The sequence below is a fragment of the Endozoicomonas sp. genome, assembly GCF_965196975.1.
Lineage (GTDB): Bacteria > Pseudomonadota > Gammaproteobacteria > Pseudomonadales > Endozoicomonadaceae > Endozoicomonas.
Genome location: NZ_OZ239981.1, coordinates 5,666,131 through 5,689,077 on the forward strand (window position 1 = coordinate 5,666,131; position 22,947 = coordinate 5,689,077).

Here is a 22,947-nt window from a genome sequence, read left to right on the forward strand (position 1 = left end):
TCAGTTCCTTCTGTGGTTCATGGTCGGGTCAGTGTCTGTTCCCAGGAGATGCCCCATAATGCTATCCCCTTTCGGTCTATCTCTCCGCTGTATAAATTTTCCGCTGAGATGCTGCTGGGCTTGACGGGCTTCAGGTAGTAAGTGCCGAATCTGTTAAACGGCAGCTGCTCGATAATGGCTTCGGTCAGTAACAGGGCGCTTTCATGCCGTGGCTCGTTTTTGCTGTCGCTGCAAATCACAAAGGCGGCCATCAACAGGTTCGCCTCCTGGATGCCCTGACCGGTGACACTGACGCTCTGGGTGTTCTCAATGGACACCCGCACCGCTTTTCTGGCGGTCAGCAGGCGGCTCAGTTCGGTTTCGGTAAAGCGACCGGGATGACTTGCCACATCTGTCGTGTGGTTGACCAGTGCAACTTCCAGGTGGTCGGTGATGGCTTTGAGGGCTTCGTTAAACATTGCGGTTGGCCACGTCCTTGACCCACTGCTCGATGGTCTGTTGAACCAGATTGATCTGGCGCTGCTCGATGCCCAGAAATGGGCGTGCAGGTATTACCACTTTCTTGGAAAAGATGGTTTTTCCGTTCTTGCCGGGAAAGGCGAGCATCTTCGCTTTCTTCGGTCGCATGGTGGCTCCGAAGTTGTGAACCGCTGCATATTTCACGTTGGTTCCCACTGCCACCTCGTCGTTGCCGGTTTTGTAGCTCAGGCTGTTTCGCAGGCGACCGGTGTCGCTCAGGATCTGCCCGGCTCTGATCTTCAAGGGTGCCCATGGTGTGCCATCCGGTGCATGTTGTCGGCGGAAATTCAGACGGGCGTCGGTGAGCACTGCCCGTCCCAGCCGGGTAAATAGCGGCTTGCGATGCTGGTAAAGCATCACGGTATCCATCAGGCTCTGTATTTCCTGCTGGCCTTGCTCAAGGGATAGCATCAGAAGTCCTCCAGGGTATCCCGGGTAAATAGCCGATCCTCCCGGCTGCGGGTGGTGCTGACTTCGGTGCTGGCAGTGGTGGTGGGTAGTGGCAGGACGGCGCTGCCCCGGACAATGTCCTTAAGCAGCTTGATGCTGTCGTCATAACGCTTTTCGACCTCGTCCAGCATGCGGCTGTCGTATAGACGATAGCGGGCAATATCGGCGCAAAGCCTGACCACAATCTCAGGAATGACCGACAACGGAAGGGTATAACGTACAGCCAGATAGCTGTCTATTTCGTCGCTGGCATCGGTCAGGGCGGCGTCAATGGCGGCGGCGTCCATAGCACCATCGCCCGGGTCGGTGAGGCGAATCAGCTCGTCCCCTCCAAACCGGGCGATCATGGCGGCGCTGTCGCAGTACTTCATTTTTTAGCCTTGCCTTTTGCTGACTTTTCATTAGCATTCGACGCTGGTTCTGATTCAGCGTAGTTAGCATCCAGCGCTACACTATCGGGTGCTGGATCAGAGCCATCTTCTGCATTTATGGGCTCTACTGCTTGACAAGCCAGCAACGCTTCAGCTGCCTGATCGTCCAGCTCCAACGTTTTCCCGACCTGATACAACGTGCCATCATGCCGTACGCTGTGGAGTGCTTTGTATTTCATAAGCGCCTCCTTAACCGCTAATGACGCTTTCAAGGTGGTAAGCCACATCGTTGCAAATGATCAGCTCGTCGACTGACTCACCCACTCGAATGGCTTCACCGCCACGCAGGCCAATGTTGGCATCCTGACGGGTACCACTGACCCGTTGTCCATGCTCGGCGGTCATGCCGAAGGTGACGCCACGGTTCGGCCTGGCAGTGGGGTTGCGGTAAATCAGCGAGCAATGGTTGCCCCAAATGCGCTCCAGCTGCATCTCATGGCCGGGTCGGGCGCTGTTGTAATAGGCGGCTCCCACCAGAATTTCATCGATCTCCAGCAGCTCCTTAACGAAGGATAAAGGCACAAGCCCATCGTCGGATATCGTGCCGTTAAAGGCTTTGACGATGCTCGGGTTACGGCGCAGGGCAACGGCGACCTTACGACTGGTAATCATGACATTGGGGCGTTTGATGGGCGTTTCCAGGGCATCAGTCAATACCACCAGAGGCTTACTGTCGGCATGGCTCCACTGGTCGGTGCCGCTGAGGGTTTCCTTGTGGGCATAGTTGGCTTTGTTCTGAACCATAGTGGCGACCCGCTTTTCCCGGTCCAGGGCGATGATCTCACTGAGCAATTCCACGGCGTTGCCTCGTGGATCAAAGTTGCTGTTAGTAGCGTTGTCTAAATCCTGCTGCGGGATATGGTCTTCCAGACCGTAATCCTGAACAAAACCCGCTTCTTCGGTGCCGCCGAATTCCACGACGTTAGGCTGGCCTTTACGACCCACTAAGGTATCTGGAATCGTGAAACGGTCTTCAGTGTTGTACTTCGTCCACTTAAACTCCCTGGCACCCACAGGAACTCTTGGCAGCACCCGGTCTGCGATGAATTCATTGTTCATGTAGGCGATGGCAATAGCCGTCAGGGTCGGGTTGGTTTTAAACGGTGCGTTGGCCATGGTTCTCAGTCCTTGAGCGTGTTATGAAAAAGAGTCCTTAACCTTGAGCAATCAGGACGCTGATAAAGTCACCAGCCACTGCGTCTTCCAGGGCGATGCCGATCACCCGGTCTGCCGCCTGTGTGGCGGTGATAACGTTGGCACTGGCATCGCTGGTCAGCACTTCGCCTTTGCTGATGCTGCCGCCGGCGACGGCTTCGGTAATGCCGGAAAAAATCACGTCCACCCGACCGTTGCTCTCACTGCCGATCTGGGTAGTGATACCGATCAGGGCGTCGGTTGCTGCTGTCGCCTGTTTGACTTTCAGCTTGCCGGTGCCAAAGGTCACCAGCTTGCGACCTTCCAGTGTGCCATCGGCGTAAAATGATTTAATTAGTCCATCGTTTCTCATGGCTCAATCCTTTTTTATTTGCTCTTGGCAGTACCATTCTGAACCGCATTGACCGCCTGGGTGATGCTGACGGTTCTGCCTTTTTTGCGCTGTTCTTCCTGATACTCCAGGGCTTTCTGCGCCAGTTCATTGCTGTTTTCCGGTGGCTGCTCCTGGTCGTCTGCAGCGTGTTCCTTAAAGTCCACCGCCTTGGGTAACTTGCCCAGGAACTCCTTCATAAAGGCCTGCTGACTGAAGCTCTTTTTCTGCTCGCCTTCACCGAATTCCAGCACGTCTTTGTCGTTGTCGAGGCTGGCCATGAACTCTGCCAGCTGCACTTTCTGAGCGGGCAGCACCTTACCGGCCTTTACCAACTCATCCAGGTCGCTGGCGATGGCCTGCTTCTGCAGTGCCGCTTCGCTGGCTTTGATGGCGGTCTCTTTCTCGGAAAAAGAGGCTTCCCGGTCTTTCAGGGCTTGCTCTTTCGCTTCCAGGTCAGCTTTCAGCTGCTTCAGTTCTTCTTCGGTCATGGCGGTTCCTTCCGGGGGCTGCTGTGATGGTGAGTTGTGTTCTGAAAAGGCAGGCGACGGGGTATGGCTATCTTCACTCATCGCTCGGCGGGCACTGTCTTCAAGGTCTTCAATCGACCAGGTCGGCAGTACGTTGTCGGCTTCTTCCTTGCTGAACTTGTCGATCAAAAATTCTCGTAACTTGCGGAACAGGCCAGCGATGTTGCTGGTGTCCCAAGGGGCGGAAAATTCGATCACGTCATCGTCTTCGGAAAATTCCACGTCCTTTAAGCCCTTAACGGCGGGGGGCTGCGCTCCTAAAAAACCGACATGGCGCAGGTAGTAAACACCGGGGACGGGGTTGCTGGCGCTGTCGGGGGCGTAAAAGCTGGCGCTGACTTTTTTAAACCGGCCTGCCTGCACCATTGCTTCAAACTGGGGATCGACCTGCTGCGGGTTCGCCACCAGACCGTCGTCGCTGAATTCCAGCCCGTTTACCCAGCCCCAGGCCGGGCCGTTGTCTTTCGGGTGGCCTATCACGATAGGGGCTTCGTGCAGGTCAGGGCTGTAAGCATCCACTGTCGCTTTCAGGGTGTCGTCACTGAACTCCAGCGTGATGCCCTGGCTGCTGGTCTGCTTCCCTGGCTTAAAGATATGAATCCCTTTCATGAAATCCCTTGTCCCGTAGGTAGATTTTTATGGACATGGGTTCATTCTGGCTATTTGCTGACTGTGTAAACATACAGAAAAGTTCCGACAGCGATCTTCTCTGTCTATTGAAGTGAATAAGTATTTATACCTATATTGTTTTTGTGTCGCTGACAGAAGGAGATGTTATGTCGCAAATATACGCAACGCTTGATGACATGATGAAGGTATTAAAAGTCTACCCATACTGCTCTCTGGATTCATTTGTCGTTCATTCTTTTGCAAAAACCATCAATTCACCCTTCTCAGTATCAAGAATCGCAAAACTCACAGGTTTCAAGACCAAACGCATAGCTTACCTGCTGAATAAGTCTGTCCTTATTCAGAAGTCTGCTGACCTTTATCACAAGAAAAGCCGAATGGAATCTTTTTATTACGATGGCCTGGTTGAGGTTTTAGGAGGTGAAGTTCAAGCCATAACGAATATTGAAAAGGCATCGGTTCTTGAAAAAGGGTTTCATGACCCGTTAATCGATGCTTGTATGGAGTTTGTCCGCCAGTATGGCGATTGTGTTTCTATTTTCGAGATGGCAATCCTGCATGCTGTTTATGAAGGCAAGACAAGCGTTTCGGCAATAGCGGAATTGATCAATTACGATAATGATAAGCTGTTAGTGGCCTTAAATAACCTTACTGAGCAAGAACTTCTCAAAAAGCAGGACATAGGGGATAGATTTCACTACACACTAACGCATAAGTCGTCAGATATTTTCGGGATTATTTTCAAAGCAAAGAAACACATCGGCTAGATTTCATGATTTGTCTGCTTTATCTGATCACCAGCCATTTCCCTGAACATCGCTGAAATCTGGTCAGCGTATCTCTCTAAAAATTCCATCAGTTGTGGATTTTCACTCTGATGGATACATTGCTCGAATTCTGTATACCACATCATTTCCAGGCGTTCGATAGCAAGCTCCAGATCATCCTGATGTCCAAGTCGCTGTGCATACTGGTCAGCAGCTGTACTGTTCACGCAGTGTCTTTCCATGTGACTGCTCCTGTAAAGCTATTTGCGCTGCAGGTGTGCCTGATAGCCTGCGTTGTACGCCTCCATCATGGCTTTGGCGATGCTCTGCATGGCCTGTTCGCTTAACCCTCGGGTTTTGCCTTCCAGAATGCTGAAATCCAATGTTTCGTGGGCAATGTCGCTAATGGTTTTCTGGGCTGCTGTGGTGTTCATAACGTGTGTCCTCTTTTTTATTTTCTTGTCTCTTACCACACAGTATGGACGGCGACTGTTGTTCATCAATAACCTCCCGTCGGGTTATTCATCCACCCAATTGGGCAGCGTTTCTGCTGCCTTGAATGCGGTGGTTAGTGCTTGATATGAAAGGGCACATACTGGTCGTTCCGGTGCCACTTGGGTACCTCTCCGGGTTTATGCCTCAGGATGGCCATGTTGAGTTCTGTTACCCATGAACCGGTGCGGGTCTCCAACTCTGTCAGCTCGTTCTGGTGTCGACTGCCCTGGTTTACGTCCTGTTCAATCAGGTCATGGATCTGCTGATAAAGTGCCATGAGACGGCTGACCTTCTTTTCTATCCGGTCTTCCATGGGAATCTGTTTCTGCGCTCTCCATGCCACGCTCTTAATGGCACTGATCAGGGCGTCATGGATACTGTTGGGGTCGATGTTGGGGTTAGCCTTTGGCTCTGGCTTAGGTGGCTCGACGTCGCTTCTCAGGTCACTGGTTAAATCGCTCAGCCATGCGTGAAAGTCTTTCATTTGTTGTTCTCCTTTCTATTGTTGTAACACCAGCATGGCCTATCAACCGCACACAGCCAGTACCACCCGTCGGAAAGACATCAGCTGTCTTCCATTCCTTTCAGGCTGCTGAATTGCCATCCACAAATACAGACCAGAACCTCGTCTATTTTCTGCTGCTCCTGCTCGCTGGCGTTTTCATAAATTTCGGTTAATAGCTCTGACTGATGTTCGCTGTCTTCCAGTTCGTCGTTTGCGCCTGCGGCAATCAGTTCAATCAGATTCATGCTCCACTCCTGCTCAATAAAAAACTGGCAATTGCTCCTTGCATTACGAGCATACCATCCTTCCCTGTTTATAAAGCCCTGGCTGGCAGGGCTGTCTTGGCGGCGATTAAATATGCCGGGGAACTTCTTTTTTCATGCTGTAAAAGGCGATGCGGTTTTCCTTCTTGCCATCCTCGGTGTGGACAACAAAATCGCCTTTGTCGTAAGTAATGGCATCCAGTGCCTTGTCATCCAGCGCCAGTTCTTTGCCACCTTTGAGCTTCATGGTGATGCTCCACTTGCCGAGGCAGTTGGCGGTGGCACTGGTCACTTCGGTGTTATTAACCCGCACCTGTTCTGCTCTAGCGAGCAGGGTTTTAAAGGCGCTGGCGACTTTTTCATGCGTTGTTTTTTTAGCCATGATCAATCTCCTTTTTCTGGCTTATTTACGGTAGTTATCGCTGCATCCCCCAAAGTCATCAGGGAATGCTGAGCTTGCGATTCGGCGTTGTCGTGCCTGTTCGGCAGGGCTTTTCAGAAACTCACTGAGTGGCCGGTATGCTTGACTGGACGTTGCCGTCGGTTCTTCTTGTTGCGGTTGTTGCCGCTCAGTCATGCCCTGCTGGTAGCGATACATCACACGCCATACCTGAGAGCAGGCGGTGTGGTAATCGTGGTCACCAATGCTGTTTTTAAAGTTGTCGTACTGCATGGTTTCCAGCTGGTCTTCCAAAGCATTGATAACGTCGCTCTGTGGTACTTCCATACGGTAGCGATAATCAGCGTCGGGAGTGATGAGCAATTTTTCCTCTGGAAATAGTGTTGTTAATACGTCGGGCTGCCTGGCTCTGACCATCATCAGCTGTGGTTCGTTTCTGTGTCTCACAATGCTGACCATGCCTTTGCTGGTGAATATCCACATAACGGCACTCCTTTTATGGTTGTTGCTCTTTATTTGCGCTATGGCCTGCACTATAAGCAGCCTGCAGGGCTTCTTTGATCTGCCAGATGGCCAATTCGTGAAAGTCCAGGTTATCCACGTTTCGGGTGTTGAGGGTTTCCAGCTTCAGGATCGTGCTGGCGATATTGTCGATGGCTTGTTGCCGTGTTTTCATAGTGTCCGTCCAGATTTATTGTTGTATTAACACACAACATAAACGCAGACGGGCATACAGCAAGGCGAAACCGTGATTTTTTTCAAGGCGTGGTGAGCCGCTCAGGGCGGCAATCTGGGTGGTGTTATTCGGAGGGTATGGTCAGTGATAAGTCTTGCTGAATAACGTCCCTGGCTCGATAGCGGTCACCACGGTTGTACGTTTTCAGTTCTTCGATGAGGTCGCTGTCGTTGTGATCGTCCAGTCTGCGAATAGTCACCGGACGCCCTGCGTCGGTGGGTATCTCCCAGCCGTTCGGGGTCGCTTTCACTAACCCCTGTGCCATGTGAATAGGATTAGACGCCCGCTCCAAGGGGTCATCCTCTGCCCAGCCGTACTCTATCCATGCCACGCCCTGGTCAATATCAAATAACTGTGCCGGGTATCGCTTGCCACCATAAGGGTGGTCAATCTCCAATAGTGCTCCCTGCTTGCTGGCTTCTCCTGGGGTCATTCGTCTTCTCCTCGCCGCTTTATCACTTGTTCTAAGGGGCGGCCATCTGGCCATTGCTGGTAGCCTGCGTCCTTAAAGAGTTGTATCACGTTCTGTCGTTCGTCAAGGGTATTGATTCGAATGCTCTCCAAATCATCAAAAATCGACAGGCTGTTTTTAAAGATGGTTTCATTACCGCCCAATCGACTGATCTCCCTAAGCTGTGAAACGGTAATTTTCCGGTGCTGCTGCACATGAGTGTCGGTGGTTCTGCCGTAATAATCATGACTGTAGGAAATCGCGTCCATTCGTGCAGCGGCCTTACTGTTCCAGATGAAACCCTCGGTATTGATTGCATCACCCTTCGGTTTTATCCGGGTAAAAAAGTAGTTGGCTCCGCCGGAGTGCAGGTCAGCCTGATAAGACTTCCCGCCTGGGCGGATACCACGACGAATTTTTTCAGTGGTGGAGACCATCTGCCCGCCGGATTCCAGCACTTTCTTCAGGGTTTTGATCATGCTGCCGTTGTCGCTGTTGACGTGAATAACCCGATAATTGTCGTTTAGATCCTTAAACGCGGGGTCATTCAATAATTCAGGCCGATAGTGAATGCGCTGTCCTTGATCGAAAGCCTGATACTCGCCTGCCGGGTTGTATTGCTTCATGGCCTTCAGATCAATGCCCAGCGCTTTATTCATCCGTGCCAGTTTTTTCCGGATGCGTTCCCCCTGGTCATTCAGGGAGCGGGTTTCATTGGCCAGCACCTTATCCAGTTTGTGAATATAGGCCAGCTTATCCAGATAAAGTTCCTCCATATCCCCTGTGGTGGTGCGTTGACTGTTGATGCCCAGCTCATCCATCACCGAAAACACCCGTTCAGTGTCCGCCTGTTTGATGCCGGTAACATCGATCTCCATGCGCCCCTGCAGGGAGAACGGCACACTGTGATGTTTTGGCCAGTAATGAATAGTGGCTCCATCCACTTCAGCGGTGTATCGCCGGGCAGAAAGGGTGAAGGTCTTTTTCCCTTCTTGTTGTCGACCTTTCTGAAAATTGGACAGCTGAAATTCAGTACTGTCCTCGGTCCATTGAATGCCGGACGATTGCTTAACGGAGGCCGCGGGGGTAATGCTGAAGGTTTTGTATCTACCAACCTTGGCATTCCAGTTCGGTATCTCGCCTTCCAGGGTGTTGTGACGCACCTTCCTGAGTTCATCAATAAAAGGTTGGGTTCGGTTCGTAAAGGCGGCCAGATCACGGGATGACCGCAGGTTATTCGATGCCTGCTCGGTCATCTCATCCAGTACCTGCTGCCAGCGTTCCACCGCTGCATCGATGCGCTCAAACACATAATCATCCATGCCATAGCCATTTTCCGCCCGGTGTGCCACGGACTTGATGGCGGTGATGATCTTCTTGTGCATATCCGCATAGGGTTCAGCGGTGCTTTCAATCGTGCCGATGGTTTGCTCCAGCTTTCGCATGGCGCTGGGCATCAGTTTGAAATAAGCACCGGTCACGTCTTTGCCCTGGCGGTTTTTCTTGTGGTAGAGCAGCACGTTGTGGTCTTCGATGTCGCGCTTGTCGGTGGGGATGGTATAACCATTTGAACGACTGTTGACCACCTGCTCATACTCCAGCCGGTTGATGGCGCTGCCGGTGGTAGCTGGCTCGGGAACTATCTTCTGCAGGGCTTCTGGATACTGCTTCGCTATGTCTTGCTGCCTGGCCACCAAGATATTAATCAGCCTGGTGCGTTCCCGTTTGGTGGTGGGGCCGACACTCTCCACCAGATCGGTGATCTGCTGCTTATCCAGTGCCAGTACTTTGCGGGCACCGGCGATCATGTCTTCCCGGGTAACGCTGGCAAACACCGCCGCTGATTGGGGGTTCATGGCGCTGTCTCGCAGACTCTCTATCTCCAGCACTTTCTTGCCGAATGCATCGCCTTTTAATCCACCTTGCGCTCGGTATCTCAAGGCACCACCGGTGTCGATATGGATGGCCTTACTCCCTTTCACCAGCAGGTTGTCGTATGAAAGACCCACCACGTCCCAGTTGGCAAGCCAGGCGTCCACCATAAAGTTATCTCGTATGCCCTGGAGCTTGCCGCTGGTTAGCTGCCCGGCGTCCTGCTGCAGGCCATCAATAATCTCTGAAGCAATGCGGATCTGCTTGCCGTCCTGCAACAGGTAAACGTTGGGCACGTCTACGCCTGCCGCCTCATAGAGCTTCGCTGCCAGCACTTCGTTTCTAGCGATGTCTTCACTGGCGGGTTCCTTGATGTAGTACTTTTTGCCAGTAGTGGTGTCCTGATAAAAGCCGCCGGGGTTGGAGCCTTTCTGGTTGCCGATCTTGGTGAGGTCACTCCACTGGGGGGCTTCGTTTTTCGATGTTTGTATCGTTACTTCAGGTTTCTGTGCTAAATTCTGGCCTGCCGTCTGGTCAGGTACGGGTGCAGGAGAATCAGGTGTGATGGAAACGTCCGCCTCTGACTGGGCGGCTCCCTGCTTTGCCTTATCCAGCTTTGACAGAAACTTCTCTTTAGCGTTTTCATCCAGCGTATTGAATGCCGCCTGTTGCCCTGGTGTGGGTAACTTACCGGCCAGCACCTTCTTTTTGTAACCCGATAGCTTGGCAGCGGTCTCTTTCTTCAGCTGCTCCACCTGGTATTGCTGCTCTACTTTTTTCAACAGCTGATCCGGGGTCAGGTCGTCGGTCTCTCCACTTTTCTCCAGCTTGGTGAGGATCTGGTTTTTCAGCGTCTGCCCTTTTGGGTTCTCTTTAATGTCCTTCAGGGTCTCTTTGGCCTGCAGCTGCCCGGTCTTTAGCTCGATGCTCTGGTCGATGGCTTTCTGCGCTTCCTCTGGCAGCTGGATATAGGCCGCCAGGGCGTTGCTGTTGGGTGCCTTGCCGTCAATGATGGCTTTCTTGTATTGGTTGATCAGCACCGACTGTTTAATGCTCTCGGCTTTGGCGGTGGCGCTGTCCAGCAGCTCTTTCGGGGTCAGGCTGGCGGTGCCTTTCTGCTTCTGCAGCTGTTTAATGGCGTTGGATAGGTAGGGCGTTTTCTCGGCGATGGCGGTGTCCAGCTGATGCTGCGCTGCTTTCTGGATGACCTTCTGTTTCTGGGCGACAAAGGTGCCGTCTACGCTGGCCTGGCCCAGTTTTTTCAGGGCGGTGTTGGCAGCTAATTGGGTTAGGTACTTCTGCTTTGCCTGTTTTGCTGCCTGGGCTCCTTGCTTTAAGGCACGCTGCATACCGGGTTTTAGCTGCAGGGCTTTCTCTTTTTCCAGCTGGCGCAGCTTGTCCATGCGGGCTTTGCCGGGGTTATGATCCCAGCCGGGGTCTAAATCCACGGGCACTGTCATGGCCTTACCGGTGCGGGGGTTTATCCACAGGCGCTTCTTGATGGTTGGCTTTGGCGACAGGGGTATTTTGTTTCGCTCCATTTCCTCTTTGGTCAGCTGAATCACGCCGCACCGGCAATTCCAGCCGTTCGGGGGATAGTGGGTCTGCCAGAATGGGTCGTCTAACGGACGGGCGGTGCCGTTCCACTGCTGATGCTCTGGTCGGGTGCGGTGGTCTTCTACGGCGTCATACATCAAAAAAGGGGCAGCCTGGCTGTTGGCCTGGATGCTCTGCCACTGGCCGACGGCATAGGCGCTCTGCAGGTTGGTTCTGAATATGTTCTCTAATCGGGAGGCGCTGCCCAGCTGCGCTTTGGTGATCTTGCCGGGCTTTTGAGAAGAGAGGGGGTCGACCACGTCCTGTTTGCCCCACCATCCGGCTTGCTGGAGTTTGGGTATCAGTTCTCTTTTGAAGTCATCCAGGGTTTGGCCAGCGTCCAGCATCTTGTCCACCTGCTTATCAACATAAGACAGCAGGTCGGTATCCATCATCTTGGCAACGGTAAAGGCGGCGTCGTTCTCCTCACCGATCATATCCATCCAGCTAAAGCTGGCCTTCAGGACTTTCTGCTGGAAGTGTTTTATGGCTTGCTCGGGCTTTAGGTCAAAGGCGGCGCTGAGTTCAAAGAAGTTGTAGATTTGGTGGGTCACGGGCAATACTTTTTTTTAGTAGTAGTTGACCAGTATGATTTGTGATTTTAAACAATATAATGAGCGGTTTTTCCATGCTAGGATTCGCCGCCTTTGCAGACCTATTTGGCTAGTCTGAAACAACAATCCTTATCTCGGTATTTCGATAAATACGCAGGGTGCTCTCTCAATTTGATAACTGACTCATAGGTTAGCTTCAACCTTTCCAGTCATGAACTCAGACCAAAGTTGTTCCCAGCGCCCCTTACTCTGGATCAGTGCTCTTGTTGTCAAAAGCACTTCCGCTCCTGTTGCTTTCCACCTCATTCCAGAACCACATAATCGTTGCTTTACCAGAGTCTTACAAGCCGCTTCAGTAACTCCTGAACCTATTGGCCAATGGCGTTTAAGCGCCTGATGATAATTCATTAACTGGTGATTGTTTGTAAAATAGCTCACAGCTTTGTAGCGCTTCTCTGTCAGTGCGATTGTCTTTTTCGGGAGCTCGGCTGATTCAATTTCCTGAAGGATTTTTTTGGCTGCTCCACGCTTGTTTTTCAAACTATGTAGCCTGTCTTCAAGCCACTGGTGTCGCTTCGCCTTACTGGTTGGAAACAGTGCTTCCGCTGCTCCAGCTAAATATTCAGATGCATGATAAAAATCGAGTATCTGCCCAGAGGTATGTTGTTTCAAATAACTCCAGTTTTCTCTAGCCCCGTCAGCTACCCCGATGTATGTGGCATTTGGGTAGAGTCGTTTTAGATCTGCAATCTCCTCGTCGAGCTTGCTCATAAAGCTTTGTTTACCATACTCTGGCGAACTGGCTGTATATATCGTGTGGAGCCTGTCTCCATCTGCAGAATATAGGCTCAATGTCCCACACATGGCTTCCCTCCAGCCTTCTTCACAAAGCAGCATGCAGGTTCCATCCAGACCAATGGCTATTGTTTCAACAGGCTCTTTTAGTGGAGGAAGGTGGTAGTGAGTGTCTTGCTGGTCTTCAATTAATGCACCTACTCTGTCCGATAAATGCTTGATATAAGAATTTGAAAGCGTCCTTTGATGGTTGGTCTCAAAATCTTCTTTTACCGCAGGCGCTGGCATCTGGCTGTATTTCCAGGCGATAGACTTGGCAAATTTGGGGGTAGCTGAACCAATAATACCGGCACGAAGATCAAGTGCTGCCAGAGTACTGCCACCTCTGACACCCTGATATACGGAGCGCTCCAAAGGTATACGACCGTATAAGGTTTCATAGTGCTTAAGAACCTTTCCTTTGTAGTTCCACTTCTGCTGATTAACGACGATAGGTTCTTTATTGGGTGATTCAAATAGCCCCAATAACTCTTTTGTTCCAAGCTGCCCGGCTTCATTGAGTGCACGCTGTAAACTATCTTCAAGATTCAGCATGTTGCCTGAATCTATAGAAACTTCAATTTGCAAAACGATGCTTTTGGTAGAGCTGGAAATAACAGAAGCGGGCATGACAGTTAACTATTATGAGTGGTGTTCCCATAGTAGCTGTGAAAATAGAGCACTATTGTTTCAATCATTCAGAGAGAGCACCCAATACGCACACCTCACTACTGCGAATAAGTAGTGAGCGAAATTCGAAGGGCGGTAGTGTGGTTTTTAGTAGAGGGCGTATTTACCCCTACCTGCCATAAATCATGTAGAAAGACCTGACCCAATTTTTATTTCTCTGGTTTCTGTATCAAGAAGAAAGATCTATGTATGTGCTCAAAAAGTACTGGTAAAATAAAGAACGATCGTACATTTACCTTAATATGTAAGGCTTACATGTTTATGGAACGATCGTTTGTTAGTACTTTTTGAGAAGTTACTAAACCTATGGCTCCGTTTTTTCGAGAAAGGTCAAAGAATCACCGTTTTAACTCCTTACAAGTCTGATAATGCCATTTTAAATGGTCAGATATCACAGGTTGTTGGTACTACTTTCCCTTCACCCTTTAAGCTCAACATAGACCTTAAAAGTCATGAGGATTATTTAGAAGTGCATGTATGAAGAAATATTGATTGAATACAGAAAAAAACTAGATGAAGATGAAGGCCTGCAAAGTAAAAGAAAGCTACTCGTAGGGCTTTCAATTTTAATGCTTGTAATCAACTTTACAGGAGCTGTTTTCAAAGAAGCTAATACGTTTATATTTAAGATAGAATTCACAAACCAATCAGGTCTTAGCTATTTCCTCATTTTAGCAGTGTTTTTCTTGCTAATTCGTTACTACACATATGCCCATCATTATCACGAGGAGCTTTATAAACTTTGGTCAAGTCGGATGTTAACGGATCGAAAAATATTCCACTACCACTATAGAGACGAAATAATAGAAGGTCTCCTTGGGAAGGCAGTAAATGTATTTGGTGGTGATGAACCAGGAATACAAGAATCTAAATATCATATCACTGGTCTGTTTCAACGAGGGCTAGCATATCCAACTGAGCATCATCATGAAGATGGAGTTGAAGAATATGATGAGCTAATCTCGCTAACCAACTTTAAAGATGATTGGAGGAAGATTCATTATTTAAAGCTACTCGCATATGAGTTCAAATACCAATTCACAGCTTTTTTCAAATATCGAGAAAACTTAGACTTGGTAGGCCCATATATACTTGGTATTGCTGCACTTATCTTAACAATCTGGAAGCTGAAATTATTCAGCTCATTATTATAAATCAGGAACATAAAAAACCGGGGTCAAAATCTGGATCAGGTCTTTATTCTTGAACAACCATCGCAGCTGATTTCCAAACTGAAGTTTTAACGGAAAATGGCTTTCAAAAGAAAAGAAATGGGGGCTGTTTTTGCTCCTTGTTTCCTGACCCCAGACTTATAGAAACAGTTAAACATGGTTCATGTTTCGGATAAGTGTTGGTACTTTTCCACTGCACCACTGAGAGCCTTTGTGGTGAGGAGGGCGGCAATGCCGGGAATCTCTTGACTTTTCTGGCTTCGGGGAGTGTACCAACACTTAACCTCTACTGAGCCGTTAAACATCAAGTCAATCTTTTTGTTAATTCTTCAACTCCTGAAGTTATGAGTATTGTGTAAGAGGACAGAGCTTAATGCCTTCTCACACACCGGAGCAGTCATGAAATACCTAATCGCATTCTCAATCGCTTTCATTATGGTTTGTAGTAGCCAGGCTAGCGAAGTAGTGATGGTGGTTTGCACAAAACTAACGAACTTTGATGGCAGCACCTACGCTATGGATAAAGCCTTTTCAGTAATCGATGATACGGCACATCAAAAAGTCAAGGATAAGGTGATATCGTATGAGTATATGGAAACTAACAGCCATGGTGCTATGATATTCGAACATAACACCACCACATTCTTGGCAATAGATAAGGAATGGAATGTGACTGACATAGTAGAGCGCAACGGTGAGGTATTGACCAGAACATACACAGGCTGCACAGGGTTCTAAAATAAGGCAAGAAAAATACAAAAAAAGTTTGAGTCAAGTCTTGAATCCATTCAAAATAAAGATCTAACCCAGTTTTTTTCTTGGTTTATGCATCAAGAAGAAAGACCTGACTCCGTTTTTCCTAGGTCTTACATCTGCTCAAGAAAATTTCTTAATCCCAAAACCTACATCCATAATTTATACATACGTGATCAATTATTTCTCACAGGAGCGAGTTGGAAGTGAAAATGCATCGCAACAAAACAAATGTAACAAAATTATTATTAACATTTCCGTTTTTATTATTCCCAATATTTGTATACGCACTCCCTTTTGGCTTTAATTATTTAGATCCACATGAAAAATACAAAGATAATGAAACGCTAAAAACTAAAGGGCCGATTTGCATATTTAATGAGACAGGTATTTATAAAATTTCCGGAGGCGTTCCGTTTAGCACTGTTGAGGACTACGATTTAGTAGAAGAAATTAATAAAAAGCTATCGAATCATAAAATATATTTGGATTTCGAAAAATTACAGACAGATGCCGGAATTAAAGATACTTACAAATTTAGTATATATGCTAATGATAAAGATATAGAGCTTTTTAAAAGCACATTCAGAAATAAACAAAGAGAGTATATCTTAAACGTAACTATTCAGCACCCAGCAAAGGCGTATTGTTGTAATTTCGAACCGCTTTAAGAAGCGCCTGAAATATGTTCAACCCCTGCTTTTTAGCAGATGATAAATAGCTTCGGATTCGGGTAAACATGGTACCTCCGTCTTCGCTTCTGAAGCAGCCTGAGATCTTCTGCTTAAGTTTGGCCATCCTGGCATCACGTTCACTGCCATTGTTATCGAAGGGAATTGAAAAGTCCGACATGAAGCGCAACGTTTCAACCTTAAACTCAATAAGCCTTTTGAACAGGTTGTAGGCCTTGGTATTCCTGACCTTCTTACGTCCAAGCACCTGTCGTTGTTTTTCCATATAAGCGGTTTCCTTCGTGAGAGCCCTTTGAAGGATTTGGTCGTATATCGTCTCAATGCGAAGCTGTATTGCACCAGGCATTTGAGTCAGACCGGCTGCTTTGTATTTCTTGCAGAAGTGCCAGGAGAGCGTAAGCAATTTCATCAGCCGCAGAGCCAGCTTATTCGCATCCCTATCGACAACTCCCTGAAGCTCTCTCAGATGATGGGCATTACAAAGCACATGCACTGCCGCATAGGCAAAGTAGGACTTCCAATGATCGTGAACCAGAATGCCTGCAAAAGTCAGCAGGATGCCCATTGCATCCATTGCTTCACAACCTCGCCTTTCTGAGAGGTAGTAAAGCGTCCATTGGTCATCTCGCATAATGTGTAACCACCACAGTGAACCGTCAACCCGCATGCCAGTTTCATCCGCTCCTGCAACCGGACTTTCTTGTAAAGCATCGCGGATACTCTGCTCAGTAGAGGCCAGGTTCTCATGGGTATAGGCAACAAAATTGGCAACAGAGCCTGCGCTGACACTCATGCAATAAATAGTATTGAAATACTCAGACACCCGGTGATATGGGATGAAGTGATACTGGTTTAAATGAACAGCCATTGCCTGAGTCACTTCTCCGTATTGAGCAGCGGCTTTCACTCCTTGGGGAAACTCAGCGGTGTTCCGTTTACCACAAGGACATACTTTAACGTCTGCCCAGTACGCGGTAACTTCAAATTCTCCGGGTCTACCTGGATCAAAAACCTGTCGCTCAATGTATTTGGTGGGTTTAATATCGATAAGCGAAGACTGGCAACAGCAACATTTTTCAACCTTCAGATGCCTGACATAATCGGGTAAGGCGACACGTCTCAAACAAGAGCCTTGATGACCTTTCTGGCCACCTGGTTTATTGCCTGAAGATGGTCTAAGGCTTTTGGGGTTCGGTGTTTCCTGTGAGGAGCAGGGGGCTTCTTTGGAAGATGTATCACCTTTATCACTCCCTTTTTTACTGGGCTTTTGATAACCATCTGACGATGGTGGCTTACTACTGTTTTGACTGTTTTTATTAACCCTTTCTTCCAGTTCGCTGCAACGTTCCCGTAAAAGCGCATTCTCGGTCCGAAGCTCTTCATTCTCTTTAAGGAGAGCTTCGGTAAACGGAGTAGCTGGGAAGTCTGGTTCCATACTGGAGATTTGTTAGAAAAATTGAGTATAAGATGATGGTCGAAAAATCAGAAAATTCCAGATTTATATGAAGGGTGCTGAATAGTTACCTTTTTTCAAAGAAATACGCTGACCTTTCTGTAAGCTGATAGCCATGATTTTACTCCTTAGGATGACGCCACTTTCTGAACGTGAACAAAGTCAGTCTCGATAGGGGCACAAATGCCATTAAGATCTCAGCTGGATAAAACAGCTCTTGCATCATTCTGGCTGTTTGCAAGAGCCTGTGTTCGCAATGCCCAGTTCTGGTGACAGGTTCGTTCCATCATCTGGCCACTCTTCTGAAAGACTGCCGGGGCATTCACATCAATAACTGCACCTGCCTGAAGCTGGTGTGCTTTTACAAAAGCGGCGTATTGATGCTCTATAACCTGAACCTGCTCCGGATGGATTGCCGTTTTAGCGAACAGGCCATAGCTAATGTCATTCTCTATCTCTCTGATCAACGTCATTGGATCATTGATGATATCGAACACTGGTGACGAGAGTTCAAAGCCATAGGGTCTGAACGTAATAAGTAACTGGTCGATGACACTTCTAAGAGGCGTTTCATAGACCGTTTTACCCGGCATACGTTTTAGCCCCAGAATATTCATCAGGTCATTACCACCAACTCTCAAACAGCACGTATTATCCTTCCATTCAAGCAACTTTGTACGGACTTGAGTCAGTGTTTGGTGGTCAAAAACCTGATCTGTTTCAAGCGTAGGCATTAACAAAAACGGCTTTGATGCGTAACCATCCAGTGCTGCTTTAAAGTCAGGAAAAGTTTTCAAATCAACTTTTGGCAATACAAAGCCATCAATTTTAGAAATTTCCCGTATTTTCAGAAGTTCAACCAGCATCATGGCGTTACGTGGTCGGATAAATCGCAAAAAACGATGATCAGGCTGCAGATGGTGTAGCCCAGCTTTCAGATTGGCTACTGCCAGTTCCACCTCATCATCATTGACGGCATCTTCAAGACAGAAAATCATGGAACGGGCTTCGGACAGCCCTGTTTGCAAAATCGCCTGAAGATTAGGGTGGTTACAAGGAGTGTATAATGAAGCCCCAAGCTCAAAATAACTCAAACGACGATTACTCATTAGTACTTCTCATTTCTAAAACGTCGCGTATTAACGCACAGGCGCCAAATGGCATATCAGATCGCTCGATGACTGTTATGGATTTCTCAACAGCAAGCCTTTCAAGGTGCGCCACATCAGGATGGCCAGATTGTTGAACGATCAAAAGATCGGGAACTCGTCTCAACATCACGCGGGTTGCTTCAGCTATACCAGGCTTTATACGATTGATGTCCGACACTTGCATCTCGCGCATAACGTCAGACAGAAAGCCTTTCGTAATTAGCTGACGCTCTTCCCGCGGGACTTCAAGCAAAGGTGCTATCCTATCCAGACTCATTTCTGCGGTAATCTGGTCAATAAACCAGTCTGAAAGGTCATACTCACGCAAATGGTCATAGATGACACAGCCATGAAAATCTGTGTCGCCAACCTGATCATTTAAAATAGATCTGGATACGAGCCCGGAAACTGTAGAGTTCATTAAAGCACTGGGTATTGCATAATCATCGTATGTGGCTGCAACATCGGCAGTGCCTCCAATATCTGAAATGACAAATAGCTCAGCAGGAATATTGGTCTTGTTAGCCTCATTATAGACGGCAATGGACTTTTTTAGCTCATCGGTAATAACACCTTTTGCAGTCCAACCATCGATGAACACGAAGGTTTCCGGTGAGTAGCCTTTGGATAGTAAATAGTCCAGAGCAACCGAGTCTATACCCCGATCCCTTATGATAGATATGCTGTAGTGATTAGATTTAAGGCCAAAGTGTTGCGTTAGAGCTCTATTCAATAAAACACCAAAAGGCGTACCTGCTCTGGCTAGAGATATCAGCGTAATTGGCCCTGTTCTACGCTGTGTGATTTCAACAGCCAACCGCATAACCTGTTCTGCCAGTCGGCTTTTATAGGCTGACAGCATAGAGTAAAACAGGTCGGTATAAGTGGCAGATGGCTCACTCTCTCGATGAATCATCTGAGAGTAATGGAGTGACCCTTGTTGAATCAAACGCTCTTTATCTTCAATGCTTCTATAATCAGCAGCCACTGGCTTAAGAAGAAAGAGGCAATCTTCGGGCTTATAACTGCCAGCTAATGGTTCAGGGTATTGCGTAACTGCCTCCGGTTCGAAGTTATTCACAAACAAGCTCTCGGTCTATCTGACTATTGATGGGTATAACGCCAAAGTGGCAGGATCGGATAAAAGGTAGGTCGGTTATACTATCACCCATCCCCAAAACCAGATCGTCAGTATCAATACTGAGAAATTGCTTGATGTGTTCAACGGCTCTTTTCTTGCAGGCGTAAGGAGGGAGCAATGCAAGATTTCGTCCATTCCGATGAACACCCAGCGCAGACTCTTTTACCAGAAAATCGAGTTCAGCTAATGCAATGTCAGTCCCTTTTACGGATACGTAGGCCGGAATTCGGTGATCAATAATAACCCGCGTTCTGGCATCCAGATTTCGGGTATCTATATGTTTTTGTACTTGCTCATTCATCTTCTCCAGCGTCATGCTCCAATCCTCAGTTTGATCATCTAGCGACTGGCGCCATTGACTGCAAACGGTTCCATCGGGGGTAAGCACTACGGCACCATGGGACACGGCGGAATAACTTTTAAATGCGTAGTTAACTCGACTGAGTGCACCGCTGGTGCGACCGGTAATTGGAATAATAACGGCATTGGCGCGCTCTAATAGTGCGATCAATGTCTTTTGACGGCTTGAAAAGAAGGACAGTGGCTGGCCAGCGCGATTATAGGCTCCAGTATCGTAGGACACACACTCTGGCAACTTTCTCTTAGTTTGAATCAGAGTGTCGTCTAAATCGGAAAATACAAAAATTCTGGAGTCAGGCATTGTTTAACTCCCTCTCAAGATATTTTGCAAAACCATTGATCTCATAGGCGGCTTCAGTTTCACATACCTGATGGACCTGACGATCAGTAGGCAGATTGTAAATAAAGTTAACCACATCCTTCCCTTCATCACAGAAAGTAATTTGTAACTATTCAGCACCCTTCATATAAATCTGGAATTTTCTGATTTTTCGACCATCATCTTATACTCAATTTTTCTAACAAATCTCCAGTATGGAACCAGACTTCCCAGCTACTCCGTTTACCGAAGCTCTCCTTAAAGAGAATGAAGAGCTTCGGACCGAGAATGCGCTTTTACGGGAACGTTGCAGCGAACTGGAAGAAAGGGTTAATAAAAACAGTCAAAACAGTAGTAAGCCACCATCGTCAGATGGTTATCAAAAGCCCAGTAAAAAAGGGAGTGATAAAGGTGATACATCTTCCAAAGAAGCCCCCTGCTCCTCACAGGAAACACCGAACCCCAAAAGCCTTAGACCATCTTCAGGCAATAAACCAGGTGGCCAGAAAGGTCATCAAGGCTCTTGTTTGAGACGTGTCGCCTTACCCGATTATGTCAGGCATCTGAAGGTTGAAAAATGTTGCTGTTGCCAGTCTTCGCTTATCGATATTAAACCCACCAAATACATTGAGCGACAGGTTTTTGATCCAGGTAGACCCGGAGAATTTGAAGTTACCGCGTACTGGGCAGACGTTAAAGTATGTCCTTGTGGTAAACGGAACACCGCTGAGTTTCCCCAAGGAGTGAAAGCCGCTGCTCAATACGGAGAAGTGACTCAGGCAATGGCTGTTCATTTAAACCAGTATCACTTCATCCCATATCACCGGGTGTCTGAGTATTTCAATACTATTTATTGCATGAGTGTCAGCGCAGGCTCTGTTGCCAATTTTGTTGCCTATACCCATGAGAACCTGGCCTCTACTGAGCAGAGTATCCGCGATGCTTTACAAGAAAGTCCGGTTGCAGGAGCGGATGAAACTGGCATGCGGGTTGACGGTTCACTGTGGTGGTTACACATTATGCGAGATGACCAATGGACGCTTTACTACCTCTCAGAAAGGCGAGGTTGTGAAGCAATGGATGCAATGGGCATCCTGCTGACTTTTGCAGGCATTCTGGTTCACGATCATTGGAAGTCCTACTTTGCCTATGCGGCAGTGCATGTGCTTTGTAATGCCCATCATCTGAGAGAGCTTCAGGGAGTTGTCGATAGGGATGCGAATAAGCTGGCTCTGCGGCTGATGAAATTGCTTACGCTCTCCTGGCACTTCTGCAAGAAATACAAAGCAGCCGGTCTGACTCAAATGCCTGGTGCAATACAGCTTCGCATTGAGACGATATACGACCAAATCCTTCAAAGGGCTCTCACGAAGGAAACCGCTTATATGGAAAAACAACGACAGGTGCTTGGACGTAAGAAGGTCAGGAATACCAAGGCCTACAACCTGTTCAAAAGGCTTATTGAGTTTAAGGTTGAAACGTTGCGCTTCATGTCGGACTTTTCAATTCCCTTCGATAACAATGGCAGTGAACGTGATGCCAGGATGGCCAAACTTAAGCAGAAGATCTCAGGCTGCTTCAGAAGCGAAGACGGAGGTACCATGTTTACCCGAATCCGAAGCTATTTATCATCTGCTAAAAAGCAGGGGTTGAACATATTTCAGGCGCTTCTTAAAGCGGTTCGAAATTACAACAATACGCCTTTGCTGGGTGCTGAATAGTTACCAGCCCTGGCAGGCCAGTACAAGATTCCAGATTCCATTTATACTGGGGATAATGTGTTTGACAGACCATGGAATAAAGTGGTCAACATCGGCAAGTGCGGCATCGCCAGGCTCAATAGATATACGATCAAAGCAGTAAAAACACCTTCCTTTCTGATAACCATTCAGGCTATCTCTTGAGCTGGTGATGTTTACCCGCCGATCAGAAATACGAGTGAATAACCCTTTGGTTTTAGCGTCATGCTCTACGTGCAACAGGTTCCTTGCAATGCCCATCTGCCAGGCGCTTTCCACCAGTTTCCAGCGGGCATCAGTCTCTGGTTTGAAACTGGGAAAAGCATCAGATTCAGTAAGGCGAAAAAAATCATTGGTCAGTCGAATTCCTTTGCCGGCAGTTTTACGCTCATCGATAAAAAAACGCTTGGCAATCTCATGACGATTCACGTTGTGAAAAGCATCAATCACATTTTGAAAGCCCAGTCTGACGGTTTGAAGATTGAGGGTATCCTGGTCGATTTTGCCAAGATTGAAATCCGAGCAGGAGGTCAAGAATTTGCTGGATGATGAAGTCGTCTGTTTAGGTGCTTCTTTTAGATGATCACAGATGTGGCGTGAGAATGGTTCGGCCAACTGCTCCAGAGAAATAAAGTCATTGTTCGAATCGGCCAGCTCATAGAGAGCACAGGCTAGAGCAAATTTGTACGAGGCAACATTATTTCCAAAAAGAATAATGCCCCGCCAGTAATTTTCTAGCGAAGGTTCTACCTCATAAAACTGTGACACTCTGCCCCCAAAGATCATCCGTGAGTGGTGGTAAACAGCATCTATTTAATACCTTAAGGAGTTAAATATTAATATTTAATTTTAATTAGATATATAAGGAGAGAGTGAAGAAGACCCTGAAGCCGTACTGGAAAAAATATGGCGCTGCAAA

At 47.9% G+C, this 22,947-nt stretch carries 27 protein-coding genes; 5 read left to right on the forward strand and 22 right to left on the reverse strand.

Going from position 1 to position 22,947, the window contains the following annotated elements; genetic code table 11:
- Positions 1–17: 17 nt before the first annotated feature.
- Genes ACOCLE_RS25065 through ACOCLE_RS25095 form a run of 7 tightly spaced genes read right to left on the reverse strand, consistent with a single transcriptional unit; the run spans position 18 to position 4,064 of the window.
- Positions 18–458 carry a hypothetical protein gene (locus tag ACOCLE_RS25065; RefSeq protein ID WP_419534734.1) on the reverse strand — a complete coding sequence of 147 codons (441 nt, stop codon included), beginning with the start codon at positions 456–458 and terminating at the stop codon, positions 18–20.
- The gene (locus ACOCLE_RS25070; protein ID WP_419534735.1) at positions 451–930 is read right to left on the reverse strand and encodes a phage virion morphogenesis protein; all 480 of its coding nucleotides are present in this window, start codon (positions 928–930) and stop codon (positions 451–453) included. Before ACOCLE_RS25070 ends, ACOCLE_RS25065 begins: the two co-directional genes overlap by 8 nt.
- Positions 930–1,340 (reverse strand): gp436 family protein, encoded by a 411-nt coding sequence (locus ACOCLE_RS25075; protein WP_419534736.1) that lies wholly within the window; start codon positions 1,338–1,340, stop codon positions 930–932. Before ACOCLE_RS25075 ends, ACOCLE_RS25070 begins: the two co-directional genes overlap by 1 nt.
- A complete protein-coding gene (locus ACOCLE_RS25080) occupies positions 1,337–1,579 on the reverse strand; it encodes a hypothetical protein (RefSeq protein ID WP_419534737.1) in 243 nt (80 codons plus the stop codon). The genes ACOCLE_RS25075 and ACOCLE_RS25080 overlap by 4 nt, the downstream gene beginning before the upstream one ends.
- Positions 1,580–1,589: 10 nt before the next feature.
- Positions 1,590–2,516 (reverse strand): hypothetical protein, encoded by a 927-nt coding sequence (locus ACOCLE_RS25085; protein WP_419534738.1) that lies wholly within the window; start codon positions 2,514–2,516, stop codon positions 1,590–1,592.
- A gap of 37 nt (positions 2,517–2,553) precedes the next feature.
- Complete coding sequence (locus tag ACOCLE_RS25090) at positions 2,554–2,907, reverse strand: capsid cement protein (protein ID WP_419534739.1); 354 nt, start codon at positions 2,905–2,907, stop codon at positions 2,554–2,556.
- Between the two features lie 14 nt (positions 2,908–2,921).
- On the reverse strand, positions 2,922–4,064 hold the full coding sequence (locus tag ACOCLE_RS25095; RefSeq protein WP_419534740.1) for a hypothetical protein: 1,143 nt from the start codon (positions 4,062–4,064) through the stop codon (positions 2,922–2,924).
- A 167-nt stretch (positions 4,065–4,231) separates the two neighbouring features.
- Here ACOCLE_RS25095 and ACOCLE_RS25100 point away from each other — a divergent pair, with 167 nt between their 5' ends.
- A complete protein-coding gene (locus tag ACOCLE_RS25100) occupies positions 4,232–4,852 on the forward strand; it encodes a hypothetical protein (RefSeq protein ID WP_419534741.1) in 621 nt (206 codons plus the stop codon).
- Here the strand turns inward: ACOCLE_RS25100 and ACOCLE_RS25105 are convergent.
- The 10 genes from ACOCLE_RS25105 to ACOCLE_RS25150 all read right to left on the reverse strand — a co-directional run bounded on the left by ACOCLE_RS25105 (position 4,849) and on the right by ACOCLE_RS25150 (position 13,188).
- Entirely contained in the window at positions 4,849–5,094 is a 246-nt protein-coding gene (locus ACOCLE_RS25105) for a hypothetical protein (protein WP_419534742.1), read from the reverse strand. The genes ACOCLE_RS25100 and ACOCLE_RS25105 overlap by 4 nt on opposite strands.
- A gap of 18 nt (positions 5,095–5,112) precedes the next feature.
- Complete coding sequence (locus ACOCLE_RS25110) at positions 5,113–5,286, reverse strand: hypothetical protein (protein ID WP_175404651.1); 174 nt, start codon at positions 5,284–5,286, stop codon at positions 5,113–5,115.
- A 134-nt stretch (positions 5,287–5,420) separates the two neighbouring features.
- Complete coding sequence (locus tag ACOCLE_RS25115) at positions 5,421–5,831, reverse strand: hypothetical protein (RefSeq protein ID WP_419534743.1); 411 nt, start codon at positions 5,829–5,831, stop codon at positions 5,421–5,423.
- Between the two features lie 80 nt (positions 5,832–5,911).
- Positions 5,912–6,097: a hypothetical protein gene (locus ACOCLE_RS25120; protein ID WP_419534744.1), complete on the reverse strand. Its 186-nt coding sequence runs from the start codon at positions 6,095–6,097 to the stop codon at positions 5,912–5,914.
- Positions 6,098–6,203: 106 nt separating this feature from the next.
- Positions 6,204–6,497, reverse strand: coding sequence for a hypothetical protein (locus ACOCLE_RS25125; protein ID WP_066016588.1), 294 nt, complete (start codon positions 6,495–6,497; stop codon positions 6,204–6,206).
- A gap of 21 nt (positions 6,498–6,518) precedes the next feature.
- The gene (locus tag ACOCLE_RS25130; RefSeq protein WP_419534745.1) at positions 6,519–6,998 is read right to left on the reverse strand and encodes a hypothetical protein; all 480 of its coding nucleotides are present in this window, start codon (positions 6,996–6,998) and stop codon (positions 6,519–6,521) included.
- Positions 6,999–7,011: 13 nt separating this feature from the next.
- Positions 7,012–7,191 carry a DUF6900 domain-containing protein gene (locus ACOCLE_RS25135; RefSeq protein WP_066018023.1) on the reverse strand — a complete coding sequence of 60 codons (180 nt, stop codon included), beginning with the start codon at positions 7,189–7,191 and terminating at the stop codon, positions 7,012–7,014.
- A gap of 124 nt (positions 7,192–7,315) precedes the next feature.
- Complete coding sequence (locus ACOCLE_RS25140; RefSeq protein ID WP_419534746.1) at positions 7,316–7,684, reverse strand: hypothetical protein; 369 nt, start codon at positions 7,682–7,684, stop codon at positions 7,316–7,318.
- Positions 7,681–11,724 (reverse strand): phage minor head protein, encoded by a 4,044-nt coding sequence (locus ACOCLE_RS25145; protein WP_419537261.1) that lies wholly within the window; start codon positions 11,722–11,724, stop codon positions 7,681–7,683. The genes ACOCLE_RS25140 and ACOCLE_RS25145 overlap by 4 nt, the downstream gene beginning before the upstream one ends.
- A gap of 183 nt (positions 11,725–11,907) precedes the next feature.
- Positions 11,908–13,188, reverse strand: a complete 1,281-nt coding sequence (locus ACOCLE_RS25150) for an ISKra4 family transposase (protein ID WP_419532972.1) — start codon at positions 13,186–13,188, stop codon at positions 11,908–11,910.
- Positions 13,189–13,721: 533 nt separating this feature from the next.
- Between ACOCLE_RS25150 and ACOCLE_RS25155 the strand changes: the two genes are divergently transcribed.
- From ACOCLE_RS25155 to ACOCLE_RS25165, 3 genes are all read left to right on the forward strand, one after another.
- Positions 13,722–14,402, forward strand: a complete 681-nt coding sequence (locus ACOCLE_RS25155) for a hypothetical protein (protein WP_419534747.1) — start codon at positions 13,722–13,724, stop codon at positions 14,400–14,402.
- Positions 14,403–14,819: 417 nt separating this feature from the next.
- Entirely contained in the window at positions 14,820–15,158 is a 339-nt protein-coding gene (locus ACOCLE_RS25160; RefSeq protein ID WP_419534748.1) for a hypothetical protein, read from the forward strand.
- Positions 15,159–15,379: 221 nt separating this feature from the next.
- Positions 15,380–15,844 (forward strand): hypothetical protein, encoded by a 465-nt coding sequence (locus ACOCLE_RS25165; protein WP_419534749.1) that lies wholly within the window; start codon positions 15,380–15,382, stop codon positions 15,842–15,844.
- On the opposite strand, the gene tnpC (ACOCLE_RS25170) is transcribed toward ACOCLE_RS25165, so the two are convergent.
- From tnpC (ACOCLE_RS25170) to ACOCLE_RS25185, 4 genes are all read right to left on the reverse strand, one after another.
- A complete protein-coding gene (tnpC, locus tag ACOCLE_RS25170; RefSeq protein WP_419532963.1) occupies positions 15,795–17,300 on the reverse strand; it encodes an IS66 family transposase in 1,506 nt (501 codons plus the stop codon). The two genes, ACOCLE_RS25165 and tnpC (ACOCLE_RS25170), sit on opposite strands and share 50 nt — an antisense overlap.
- Positions 17,301–17,515: 215 nt before the next feature.
- Positions 17,516–18,427, reverse strand: a complete 912-nt coding sequence (locus ACOCLE_RS25175; RefSeq protein WP_419534750.1) for an HpcH/HpaI aldolase/citrate lyase family protein — start codon at positions 18,425–18,427, stop codon at positions 17,516–17,518.
- The gene (locus ACOCLE_RS25180) at positions 18,420–19,550 is read right to left on the reverse strand and encodes a cysteine protease StiP family protein (protein WP_419534751.1); all 1,131 of its coding nucleotides are present in this window, start codon (positions 19,548–19,550) and stop codon (positions 18,420–18,422) included. Before ACOCLE_RS25180 ends, ACOCLE_RS25175 begins: the two co-directional genes overlap by 8 nt.
- Positions 19,543–20,271: a hypothetical protein gene (locus ACOCLE_RS25185; protein WP_419534752.1), complete on the reverse strand. Its 729-nt coding sequence runs from the start codon at positions 20,269–20,271 to the stop codon at positions 19,543–19,545. The genes ACOCLE_RS25180 and ACOCLE_RS25185 overlap by 8 nt, the downstream gene beginning before the upstream one ends.
- A 233-nt stretch (positions 20,272–20,504) precedes the next feature.
- Between ACOCLE_RS25185 and tnpC (ACOCLE_RS25190) the strand changes: the two genes are divergently transcribed.
- Positions 20,505–22,010 (forward strand): IS66 family transposase, encoded by a 1,506-nt coding sequence (tnpC, locus tag ACOCLE_RS25190; protein WP_419532963.1) that lies wholly within the window; start codon positions 20,505–20,507, stop codon positions 22,008–22,010.
- Here tnpC (ACOCLE_RS25190) and ACOCLE_RS25195 read toward each other — a convergent pair whose 3' ends face one another.
- Complete coding sequence (locus ACOCLE_RS25195) at positions 22,011–22,796, reverse strand: HNH endonuclease (RefSeq protein WP_419534753.1); 786 nt, start codon at positions 22,794–22,796, stop codon at positions 22,011–22,013.
- Positions 22,797–22,947: the final 151 nt, after the last annotated feature.

What these genes read in the sequence shown, in the direction of transcription:
- ACOCLE_RS25065 (WP_419534734.1), bottom strand. Translation starts at nt 458, where the DNA reads ATGTTTAACGAAGCCCTCAAAGCCATCACCGACCACCTGGAAGTTGCA.
- ACOCLE_RS25070 (WP_419534735.1), bottom strand. Translation starts at nt 930, where the DNA reads ATGCTATCCCTTGAGCAAGGCCAGCAGGAAATACAGAGCCTGATGGAT.
- ACOCLE_RS25075 (WP_419534736.1), bottom strand. Translation starts at nt 1,340, where the DNA reads ATGAAGTACTGCGACAGCGCCGCCATGATCGCCCGGTTTGGAGGGGAC.
- ACOCLE_RS25080 (WP_419534737.1), bottom strand. Translation starts at nt 1,579, where the DNA reads ATGAAATACAAAGCACTCCACAGCGTACGGCATGATGGCACGTTGTAT.
- ACOCLE_RS25085 (WP_419534738.1), bottom strand. Translation starts at nt 2,516, where the DNA reads ATGGCCAACGCACCGTTTAAAACCAACCCGACCCTGACGGCTATTGCC.
- ACOCLE_RS25090 (WP_419534739.1), bottom strand. Translation starts at nt 2,907, where the DNA reads ATGAGAAACGATGGACTAATTAAATCATTTTACGCCGATGGCACACTG.
- ACOCLE_RS25095 (WP_419534740.1), bottom strand. Translation starts at nt 4,064, where the DNA reads ATGAAAGGGATTCATATCTTTAAGCCAGGGAAGCAGACCAGCAGCCAG.
- ACOCLE_RS25100 (WP_419534741.1), top strand. Translation starts at nt 4,232, where the DNA reads ATGTCGCAAATATACGCAACGCTTGATGACATGATGAAGGTATTAAAA.
- ACOCLE_RS25105 (WP_419534742.1), bottom strand. Translation starts at nt 5,094, where the DNA reads ATGGAAAGACACTGCGTGAACAGTACAGCTGCTGACCAGTATGCACAG.
- ACOCLE_RS25110 (WP_175404651.1), bottom strand. Translation starts at nt 5,286, where the DNA reads ATGAACACCACAGCAGCCCAGAAAACCATTAGCGACATTGCCCACGAA.
- ACOCLE_RS25115 (WP_419534743.1), bottom strand. Translation starts at nt 5,831, where the DNA reads ATGAAAGACTTTCACGCATGGCTGAGCGATTTAACCAGTGACCTGAGA.
- ACOCLE_RS25120 (WP_419534744.1), bottom strand. Translation starts at nt 6,097, where the DNA reads ATGAATCTGATTGAACTGATTGCCGCAGGCGCAAACGACGAACTGGAA.
- ACOCLE_RS25125 (WP_066016588.1), bottom strand. Translation starts at nt 6,497, where the DNA reads ATGGCTAAAAAAACAACGCATGAAAAAGTCGCCAGCGCCTTTAAAACC.
- ACOCLE_RS25130 (WP_419534745.1), bottom strand. Translation starts at nt 6,998, where the DNA reads ATGTGGATATTCACCAGCAAAGGCATGGTCAGCATTGTGAGACACAGA.
- ACOCLE_RS25135 (WP_066018023.1), bottom strand. Translation starts at nt 7,191, where the DNA reads ATGAAAACACGGCAACAAGCCATCGACAATATCGCCAGCACGATCCTG.
- ACOCLE_RS25140 (WP_419534746.1), bottom strand. Translation starts at nt 7,684, where the DNA reads ATGACCCCAGGAGAAGCCAGCAAGCAGGGAGCACTATTGGAGATTGAC.
- ACOCLE_RS25150 (WP_419532972.1), bottom strand. Translation starts at nt 13,188, where the DNA reads ATGCCCGCTTCTGTTATTTCCAGCTCTACCAAAAGCATCGTTTTGCAA.
- ACOCLE_RS25155 (WP_419534747.1), top strand. Translation starts at nt 13,722, where the DNA reads ATGTATGAAGAAATATTGATTGAATACAGAAAAAAACTAGATGAAGAT.
- ACOCLE_RS25160 (WP_419534748.1), top strand. Translation starts at nt 14,820, where the DNA reads ATGAAATACCTAATCGCATTCTCAATCGCTTTCATTATGGTTTGTAGT.
- tnpC (WP_419532963.1), bottom strand. Translation starts at nt 17,300, where the DNA reads ATGGAACCAGACTTCCCAGCTACTCCGTTTACCGAAGCTCTCCTTAAA.
- ACOCLE_RS25175 (WP_419534750.1), bottom strand. Translation starts at nt 18,427, where the DNA reads ATGAGTAATCGTCGTTTGAGTTATTTTGAGCTTGGGGCTTCATTATAC.
- ACOCLE_RS25185 (WP_419534752.1), bottom strand. Translation starts at nt 20,271, where the DNA reads ATGCCTGACTCCAGAATTTTTGTATTTTCCGATTTAGACGACACTCTG.
- tnpC (WP_419532963.1), top strand. Translation starts at nt 20,505, where the DNA reads ATGGAACCAGACTTCCCAGCTACTCCGTTTACCGAAGCTCTCCTTAAA.